8 protein-coding genes and 1 pseudogene are annotated in these 9,399 nt (G+C 39.5%); 6 read left to right on the top strand and 3 right to left on the bottom strand.

Going from position 1 to position 9,399, the window contains the following annotated elements; translation table 11 throughout:
* On the top strand, positions 1-651 hold a 651-nt coding region (locus BM283_RS16175), incomplete at its 5' end, for an IS982 family transposase (RefSeq protein WP_139225316.1).
* Between the two features lie 208 nt (positions 652-859).
* Here BM283_RS16175 and BM283_RS20705 read toward each other — a convergent pair.
* A pseudogene (locus tag BM283_RS20705) lies at positions 860-1,063 on the bottom strand (transposase); the annotation flags it as partial.
* A 657-nt stretch (positions 1,064-1,720) separates the two neighbouring features.
* Here BM283_RS20705 and BM283_RS16165 point away from each other — a divergent pair.
* The 4 genes from BM283_RS16165 (at position 1,721) to BM283_RS16150 (ending at position 6,677) form a co-directional block, all read left to right on the top strand.
* On the top strand, positions 1,721-3,235 hold the full coding sequence (locus BM283_RS16165; RefSeq protein ID WP_090694942.1) for a M48 family metalloprotease: 1,515 nt from the start codon (positions 1,721-1,723) through the stop codon (positions 3,233-3,235).
* A gap of 103 nt (positions 3,236-3,338) precedes the next feature.
* Positions 3,339-4,496 (top strand): efflux RND transporter periplasmic adaptor subunit, encoded by a 1,158-nt coding sequence (locus tag BM283_RS16160; RefSeq protein WP_090694941.1) that lies wholly within the window; start codon positions 3,339-3,341, stop codon positions 4,494-4,496.
* Positions 4,496-5,218 carry an ABC transporter ATP-binding protein gene (locus BM283_RS16155; protein WP_090694938.1) on the top strand — a complete coding sequence of 241 codons (723 nt, stop codon included), beginning with the start codon at positions 4,496-4,498 and terminating at the stop codon, positions 5,216-5,218. The genes BM283_RS16160 and BM283_RS16155 overlap by 1 nt, the downstream gene beginning before the upstream one ends.
* Positions 5,219-5,453: 235 nt before the next feature.
* Positions 5,454-6,677, top strand: coding sequence for an ABC transporter permease (locus BM283_RS16150; RefSeq protein ID WP_090694935.1), 1,224 nt, complete (start codon positions 5,454-5,456; stop codon positions 6,675-6,677).
* A gap of 277 nt (positions 6,678-6,954) precedes the next feature.
* Here the strand turns inward: BM283_RS16150 and BM283_RS19050 are convergent, their stop codons facing one another.
* Both BM283_RS19050 and BM283_RS16145 read right to left on the bottom strand, forming a co-directional pair.
* The gene (locus tag BM283_RS19050; RefSeq protein ID WP_175492193.1) at positions 6,955-7,095 is read right to left on the bottom strand and encodes a hypothetical protein; all 141 of its coding nucleotides are present in this window, start codon (positions 7,093-7,095) and stop codon (positions 6,955-6,957) included.
* Positions 7,096-7,480: 385 nt separating this feature from the next.
* Complete coding sequence (locus tag BM283_RS16145) at positions 7,481-8,218, bottom strand: EI24 domain-containing protein (RefSeq protein WP_090694933.1); 738 nt, start codon at positions 8,216-8,218, stop codon at positions 7,481-7,483.
* A 247-nt stretch (positions 8,219-8,465) separates the two neighbouring features.
* On the opposite strand from BM283_RS16145, the gene flgM reads away from it, so the two are divergent.
* A complete protein-coding gene (gene flgM / locus BM283_RS16140) occupies positions 8,466-8,777 on the top strand; it encodes a flagellar biosynthesis anti-sigma factor FlgM (RefSeq protein ID WP_254776411.1) in 312 nt (103 codons plus the stop codon).
* The last annotated feature ends 622 nt before the right edge of the window (positions 8,778-9,399 follow it).

Below are 9,399 nucleotides of genomic sequence, written 5' to 3'. Positions count from 1 at the left end.
GGGTTGGTGAGCTATAACCGCTTTGTTGAGCTATTGCAAGGTAGCCTGGTACCTTTATGCTGTTTTCTGACCAGCCGCTTTGGGAAATGCAGTGGCATCAGCTTCATTGATTCAACCAAAATCAGCGTGTGCCACAATCGCCGCATTGGGTCGCATAAAGTAATGGCAGAGTTTGCTGCCCGGGGAAAGACCCGTGTGGATTGGTTTTATGGGTTCAAGTTGCACCTGGTCATTAATGACCAGGGGGAATTGCTGGGAGTCAAAATCACGGCGGGCAATGTGAATGACCGTGACCCGGTGCCAGAGTTGACGCGCTCCTTATTTGGAAAGCTCTTTGGTGACCGGGGTTATCTCTCGCGGTCACTCTTTGAGCAACTCTGGGAGCAAGGCGTGCAGCTCATCACCAAGGTGCGCAAGAATATGAAAAACAAGTTGTTGCCACTTTTTGACAAGCTGCTGTTACGTAAACGCTCGATCATTGAGGCCGTCAATGACCCATTGAAAAATATCTCGCAAATCGAGCATTCCCGCCATCGCAGCCCAGTTAACTTTTTTGTTAATCTGATAGCCGGGCTGGTGGCTTACACCTTTCGCGAGAAGAAACCCTCCCTTAATATCAGACTTCCTCAAGCTCTTCCAATCGTGATGTGATGATTCTTATGTCGAACTCACGTTAACAAAGAAGTTAAATGAGCTAAAATAGTGAGAATGCTCCATTTGCAAGATATTGTTTTCAGTTAATCGTTGACTGTTACATTGAGCGCTTGTTTACGCAATGAAAGTATAGCAAACAGCGGCAACAGCTTGTTTTCATGTTCTTGGTGACGAGCTGTACGCCCGGTTGCCATAATTGCTCAAAGAGCGCTTGGGGGAGGTAGCTCCTGGTCATTAAAGAATTCCCAAATAAGGCGCGAGATAGCTTCAGCGCCGCATCACAGCCACCAACCTTGCTCGCCATTATATTCATTCCCCGCAATGCTTCTTGCTCATTGAGGGCTAAGTGTAGTTTGAACTCATAAGCCCAACCCACACCGACCTTCCCCTGGTCAACAAACTCTACTATCGCGTTATGCGATCGGATACAGCGATGGTGAAATATAATGAGTTTATTCCATTTCTAGATCAAAACTGACTTTGTCAGCTTCGCCTTGCGTATTATTGATAGTGTTTGCGGCTCGCCTTCGCGTCATGTTTGATTTAGAAATGAAATTAGACACAACTCTTGTCGCTGCTGAAGTCACTTGAGCGATAACTCTCCAACAAGCGCTGCTTCCACCACGGATCAAATCCTTTACAAAAGTCGTCAATCGCACAAAAACTCGCTATAGTATCCATCTGAATCTGGCTTCGTCAGTAATGAAATTTTTTTACAAAATGGCTTCATCATAAAGAGTTGAAGCTGCAATTGAAGCTCTTTTACAGCTTTTCTTACGTCGAACTCACATTAATTTTAAATAAATGAGCGCTTTTAACTCATTTAATAAATTTTTTTGCCGCACTTGTAGCTACTTGTAAACCATTGGTCATGAATTCGCTGACAAGAAAACCGTTTCTTTTTAATCAGGCTATGAGAAAAACCTCTAGATTATGCGCAACTCAATCAGATTAATGATCTCAATAACACGCCGTCCTTCTAGTTAAACTTAATCAGTTTCTTCTGAAAAGCAGTACGCTGCTAAAAAGTAGGGGAACTAGGTTTGCGAGTAATCATCAAATTGCCATGAAATTTTACTACCTGATCATAGTCATACCATTACTTTTCCCTGCACACATTTTCGCAGAAGACGACCTTCCAGATCTTGGTGATATATCACAAGCCACTATCACTCCTCGGCAAGAGCGACAGCTCGGTTTAGAGATTATGCGAAAAATTCGCGCAGACCCTAGCTATCTAAATGATGCCGAAATAGACGGCTATCTTAATAATTTAGGTAATAAGCTCATTTCTTCATCAAATGAAGCAAAACCAGATCAATCATTTGAGTTTTTTGCACTCCAGGATCCATCCATCAATGCCTTTGCTTTACCAGGTGGATTTATGGGTTTCCATAGTGGACTGATTATCGCAGCACAAAGTGAATCTGAATTAGCAGGCGTTATGGCTCATGAAATTGCGCACGTCACTCAAAAGCATTTAGCAAGGATGATTTCTGGGCAGCAGCATATTGGACTCATTACGACTCTTGCTGCTCTCGCTCTCGCTATTCTTGCCTCTCGCTCCAATCCTCAAGCAGGGCAAGCCATACTCGCTACCGCACAGGCTGGAGCCATTCAATCCCAATTGAATTTTACACGTAATCATGAAAAGGAAGCGGATCGAATCGGTTTCAATATATTGCATAAAGCAGGATTTGATCCTCATGGGATGTCAGCTTTTTTTGAGCGCTTACAAAATGCTGGGCGATATTATGAAAACGGTGCCCCATCTTATCTGAGAACCCACCCGCTCACTCATGAGCGTATAGCCGATATTGAAAATCGCACACGGGAATTTTCTTACCGACAAGTTCCCGACAGCCTTGATTTCCACTTGGTTCGAGCCAAGCTGAAGGCGATTCTGGGAAATTCCACTGATACCGTAAAGGAATTTGATGCCCGTATACAAGATAAGCGTTACGCAAATGAAATTGCAGAACGCTACGGTCTAATTTATGCTCTATTACGTGACAAGCAACCTAAGCGTGCAGATAAAGAATTAAACGAATTATATCGTATTATCCATTCTGATCATGCTGCCAGCTTACTTAAGAATCATCAATTGGGTAAGCCCATTCTAGTTGAAAGTGAATATTTACAGTCAAGAGCCATGATCGAAGTGCTTGCTGCACGAGTTAAACTAGCTAACAAACAAATTAAAGAGGCATTTAAAATTTACCAAACTGCATTGAATGCCTATCCGCAAAATCGCGCACTTATTTATGATTATACATTAGCGTTACTAAACCACCAAAATGCTCAGGCTGCTCTTGAATTCCTCAATAAGCAGTCAAAAATGATTCCAGAAAACATTAACCTTCATCGGCTAGAAGCACAATGCTATTCTGCTCTAGGAAACCATATGCTCCAGCATCGCGCTCAGGCAGAAGTTTATATTCTAGAAGGAAAATATAAAGCTGCAATCGATCAATTAGAGATTGCTTTACGTAAAGATAATGGTAATTTTTATCAATCATCCAGTATAGAAGCACGCTTGAGACAGCTTAAGGAATTCGTTGCTGCTAATGAGAAAAAGTAGTAACCTCGGTCCCTGCCTGCTAATACCTAAAATCAGCCGCCACTGATGATAATCCTATTTCATCATTTCATTATGCAAATATGATTTGATTGGGTTCTCCCTAATGACTCATCTTAATCTTAAAAATAAGTTAATTGTTTTACTCATTCTTTTAATAGCTGGTGCAATTTATGGCTATACCAATAAAAAGCTAGAATCAGAAAAAGATGAATATCGAACCAGAACTGTTGATCGTGGAGATATTGTTCAGGTTATTTCAGCTAATGGTACAGTGACACCTCTTGAGCTTGTCAATGTTGGAACACAGGTATCAGGCACTGTATCTAAAATATATGTCGATTTTAATGATCGGGTAAAAACAGGCCAAACATTGGCAGAACTTGATCCAGCCCTTCTCAAAGCTCAATTACAACAATCGGAAGCGAATCTTAAGAGCGCTCAGGCAACCTTAAAAAATGTCATAAGTAAAGTAACCCGTAGTCGCATTCTGTTAGAAAAAGGATTTATTTCCAATGAAGCATTAGACGAAATTGAACAACAACTCGATATTGCACAAGCCCAAGTAGCGATCAGCAAAGCTAACGTAGAACGTGATCGTGCCAATCTGAATTACAGTGTCATTCGGTCACCGATCTCAGGAGTAGTAATCGCGCGTGATATAAATGTGGGACAAACTGTTGCCGCCAGCTTCCAGACACCCATTCTGTTTCAGATCGCCCGCGATCTTCGGCAAATGCAAATCAATATTAGTGTCGCTGAAGCCGACATAGGCCAGATATACACTGATCAGGAAATTTCTTTTACAGTAGATGCGTTTCCAGAAAGAGAATTCACAGCTCATGTTAAACAAATACGATTGAATCCTGCAATTCAGGAAAATGTGGTTACCTATAACGTAGTGGCAATGGTGATCAATGATGATAGTACATTGTTGCCTGGTATGACAGCGAATGTTCGTTTCATCGTCCATCAAAAAAATGCTGCCCTTCGGGTGCCTAATGCCGCACTTCGTTATAAGCCAAAAAATGAAATACCCGCCTCCAACCTCTCCCCTTTGGCACGATCGCGTCAACCCTTGCTATACCGCCTCGAAAATAACGCGCCTATACCCATAAATGTAATAACCGGAATTACAGATGGAAATTTCACTGAAATTATTTCGGATGATCTAACAGAAGGAGATGAGGTCATTATCAGTGATGCTACAAGCAAAAAGCAGAATGAAGCATCCATGAGCAATTTTAGATTCAGGATGTTCTAGTGACAAATCAAGGCTGTACCCCAGATCAGCCATTGATTCGGGTGGAGAATCTGTACAAAACTTACCAATTAGAGGGCCAAGCAAATCAGCCGATTTGCCATCAGGTGCTGTTTGATATCAATCTTGAAATCCACTCTGGAGAATTCATTGCTATCATGGGGCAATCCGGCTCAGGAAAATCTACCTTGATGAATATACTGGGTTGTCTTGATGCGCCTACAAGCGGCAATTATTGGTTGGCTGGCCGCAATGTTGCCTCCCTTGCCAACAATGAACTGGCACATGTACGGAATTGTAGTATAGGCTTCGTATTTCAGGGTTTTAATTTACTCAAGCGCATAACAGCACTGGATAATGTAGCGATACCATTACTGTATGCAGGTATGAACCGCAAAGAAAGCCGCAAACGCGCCTTAACTTTATTACAACAGACTGGTTTGGGCCAGTTTACATTACATTATCCCAATCAGCTTTCTGGAGGACAACAACAGCGTGTAGCCATCAGTCGCGCATTAATTAATCAACCACAGCTTATCCTGGCTGATGAACCAACTGGCAATCTTGATACACAAACCAGTCATGAAATCATGACATTATTCAAACAGCTTAATGAGAATCAAGGCATATCGATTATTCTGGTAACGCATGAAGATGATATTGCCTCCTATGCAAACCGTCTTATTCGATTAAAAGATGGCCGCATTATTCAGGATAAAAAATAAATGCGCGATTTATTTATGGGTACCTCTAAAAATTCATATTTGCGAGCATCCGCTTTGCGGATGGCCTGCTTACCCCGTTTCGTCACCATACGTGGTTATTCACAAAAAATGTTACCTTACCTATCAATGACAGGCTGCGTCAACATTTTTTTGTTCTTACCTTGTCTTGGCTAAAACTCTAAATTTTTAGAGGCACTCTTATGTTATTTCATGATAATAGAATTTCAACTTCCGCATGAACTTTCTGACCATTACCGGTGAAGCTTTCCACGCGCTGCGGGTCAATCGTTTGCGCACCTTGCTCACCATGCTTGGTATGATTATTGGAGTTGCGGCCGTGGTATTGATGCTATCAATCGGACAAGGAGCCCAAATCCATATTAATAACACAATTGCTTCTATGGGGAGCCATCTTTTGTTGGTACTACCAGGCGCAACCTCCTCAGGCGGATTACGATTTGGAAGTGGAACTGTTAAAACACTGACTGTGGGTGATGCCCAAGCTATAGCAAAATTATCTTCAATTGAAGCGGCTGCGCCCGTCATTTCCGGCATCGCTCAACTTAATCATGGCGCAAATAACTGGAGCACAACGATAACAGGTACAACCCCAGATTATTTTTCTGTTGGTAATTGGTTTATAGAGAGTGGTGCAATATTTTCAGAAGTAGACTTACGCTCTGCTACCCGTGTTGCTGTCCTGGGAAAGGTAACTGCTGAGAATTTATTCGGAAATGAAGATCCTACGGGAAAAATATTTCGTATCGCTAACAAACCATTTCTGGTAGTGGGTGTGCTTACAGCCAAAGGACAGAGCCTTAGTGGGCGAGACCAGGATGACAATGTACTTATACCCCTTACCACTGCTCAACGTCAAATTCTAGGCAACCAATTTCCTGGTTCAATTGGTCATATGCTAGTTCAAGGAAAATCCGCAGACAGGATGGAAGAAGCAGAAACGGAAATTACTCGTCTACTGCGGCAACGCCATCGTATCTCTGACAGGAAGGAAAACGATTTTACTGTGCGAAACCTAACGGCCATAGCAAGTGTCGCAAGCACTACAGCAAAAGTAATGGCTTGGATGCTAGGGGCTATTGCCTCAATCTCATTGTTAGTTGGCGGTATTGGCATTATGAATATCATGCTGGTATCAGTTACGGAACGTACTCGGGAAATTGGCATTCGTATGGCGGTAGGTGCTAGCCACCGCGCCATCCTCATGCAATTCTTATTGGAAGCTATGATGATTTGTATTTTAGGCGGCGTAACTGGTGCGGTATTGGGAATCAGTGGCGCATGGATGATAAGTCAGATTGTAGATATGCCTATCGTCATTACCTTCAGCATGATTGGTTTAGCTTTTACCTTTGTAGCTATTATTGGTATATTCTTTGGTTTCTATCCGGCTAATAAAGCGGCTTCATTAAAGCCAGTGGAAGCGTTACGTTACGAGTAAATTCTTGCCGTAAATTATCATGCTGCTATGCCAGTAAAGGATAGTCATTCCATTTCCAAATCAAAACTGATTTTGACGGCTTCACCTTGCCCGTATTGTTTATACTGTCTGCGACTTGCCTTCGCGCCATGTTTGATTTGGAAATGGAGCCACCTACAATTCAGTGATTGAAAAAACCGGGGAATCAGGGACAACTAATTATCCGCAACTATGATCAAAAAAAACCGCCCTACAAAGAGCGGTTTAAAATTTTGATCATTCTATTTAATTTAATTAATTATTTTTTTTGCTCATCGGCTTTATCAGGCATGGAATCACGCTCCATCATAGAACTAGGTGGATATTGAGCTGGTTTAGGTTCACCACAAGCCGTCAATGCCAGCGCTGAAAGTATTGCTACTAAGAGTGCAGATTTCATTTTCTTTATCTCCTATATAAACAAATATGATGAATCAATTATATTTAAATATACAACACATCTTTGGTCATTTATGTCTAGAATGACGCTATTCTTAATAACAGAATTATAATGTACTGTCCAGTAAATTAAATAATAACCTATTGAACATTGAGTATTATAAAGCATATTACAGTAGTTTATTCTTATAATACCCTAAGTAAAAACAGCGAAATAGATAGAATAAACCCAAGTATGACTATTTCCGTTTTACTATAAGAAGATCTGACGTACTTATTATTACTATTTCACTGATTCTTCTACTTCAGATCTACAGAGTCTACTTTGTTCAATCTCAATCACTCATCAGAAATTACCATACAGACTTTATCCTAAAATAAAAAGTTTATTTTTGAGAAGAATCAGAACTAGAATTCTGACGGTAATTTTCCAGACGTGCCAATTCAAAATGGATAAAGGCTAATGCGGTTAATGTCGGAGCAAACAAATTCAGTAAGGGTATAAATTGAATGAGGCCCGTTAGCAATCCTAAACCCCATAGTGATAATTTATTGGTAGCCAGTAAGATCTCTAACTCTTCTTTACTGGCGTGCTCTGATAATGCATCATAGCTAAATAACCGCTGATTTAAATAGGCTGCGGCTAAAAAAGACATTAACATTCCAATACCAACAAACCAAAAAGGTAAAGAAATACCCAGCAATACAATAAATATAATAATTGCGGAAATAACGTGAACTAAACTACCCACCAGACTTCCTCCGTTTTTCCGCTGAAGTAGTGGATAATATCGCTTAGCAACAAAATCGATCAGTGACGACATCACAAATAGAGCAGTTATTATCATGGCAGTCGCAATTACCAAAATAACAAGAAGAATTACATTTAATATACTCCCTATACCATCAGTAATCTTAAGTAAGGCTGACTCATCAAACCAATCTTTCATGAAGGTAAATGAAATAATCTCTGCAATCCATTCAGCTGAAGGTGTCCAGAAAAAGACACCCACTATTAGCCAGAATAAGCTAGCTACTAAGAGAGGCCAAACCAGTATCCATAAAATTTTAACGTTAAAAAGATTACGAAAAGATAGTGAAAATGCATTAAAAATCTGTATCATGTAATATCATTTCTAAGAATTCAAGACTCTTTTAAACTATAAAAACTTATTAATTATATGCTCAAAAAAAATCGGTTATTTTTTATTTCGTGGAAATGAATTAAGAATATAAATATATAACATGTAATACAATGAATATTAGAAAAGTATGGGTTATAAAAAGTATAAGTTATATTCACTCAAAGCAAAATAGTTTGGGTAAATATCACTAAATTATCAATAATTTCTATTAAAAAGGATCTTTATCTTGAAAATAGAAAATACGAATTCAACGCGAGTAACCAGTATTAATGATGATGATGAGCAAAGATATAGTGACAAAACTTCCTCTAACGATGAATCGCCATATTTTTCTCAATTAAAAAATAATTTGCATACCAACTCTTCTATTTTATCGCATTCCATCGAAAATAATAATGAAATTGTAGATACAGCTAAGGTGGCAAAGATTAGGCAAGCAATAATCGAGGGTCGTTTTAAAGTTAATCCAGAAGCAGTTGCTGACCGATTGTTAGAAACAGTAAAAGAGCTTATTGAATCGAAAAAGAATAATACATAATTTAAATGCAATCATCATTTGATGAAATATTTCTCCAACAAAATTAAACATTATAGGAGAATATTCTTGTAATACGAAAAGTAATCAGAAATTACATTGAGTTATACGACTTGTCTTGTTTCAGCTTTAATTTTTCTTTACTAAAATATCATTAGAACCTAGTTATTCGATGGCGTTAATAGAATTAATTATCAGCTTATACTAGGCATCATGCCTATAGAAGCGATAGAAATCACTCCTACTGAAGAATAAATAGGCTATCTGGAGAAAATGGTATAAAACCATAGCGCCAGGCGCAGGTAGATTGAGAAAGACAAAATCATTTTAGCCTGTGCTACAGGCAAACAGAATAAAGCAATAACTGCAGAATGTGATTCTTTATTCCATTTCCAAATCAAAAATGACACGAAGGCAAGCTGCAGACAGCATAAAAATAATACGGCAAGTCGAAGCCGACAAAGTCAGTTTTAATTTAGAAATGGAATTAAAATGGCGTGTCAGAAATAGCACGTAGCCAAAGCACGCTAAGTATTTTCCAATACAGAAATGAGTCTGAAAGAAGGTTGTTGAATTTGAGTATTCGAACTTGATTCTGTTTTGGTCTGGTTAAAAAAATGTTTCC

Source organism: Nitrosomonas sp. Nm34, from assembly GCF_900113925.1.
GTDB lineage: Bacteria > Pseudomonadota > Gammaproteobacteria > Burkholderiales > Nitrosomonadaceae > Nitrosomonas.
Note: the sequence above shows the minus strand (reverse complement) of the source record. Positions and strands in the feature narration are given on the sequence as shown.

Coding starts and splice junctions, on each gene's coding strand:
- BM283_RS16165 (WP_090694942.1), top strand. CDS start 1,721: ATGAAATTTTACTACCTGATCATAGTCATACCATTACTTTTCCCTGCA.
- BM283_RS16160 (WP_090694941.1), top strand. CDS start 3,339: ATGACTCATCTTAATCTTAAAAATAAGTTAATTGTTTTACTCATTCTT.
- BM283_RS16150 (WP_090694935.1), top strand. CDS start 5,454: ATGAACTTTCTGACCATTACCGGTGAAGCTTTCCACGCGCTGCGGGTC.
- BM283_RS19050 (WP_175492193.1), bottom strand. CDS start 7,095: ATGAAATCTGCACTCTTAGTAGCAATACTTTCAGCGCTGGCATTGACG.
- BM283_RS16145 (WP_090694933.1), bottom strand. CDS start 8,218: ATGATACAGATTTTTAATGCATTTTCACTATCTTTTCGTAATCTTTTT.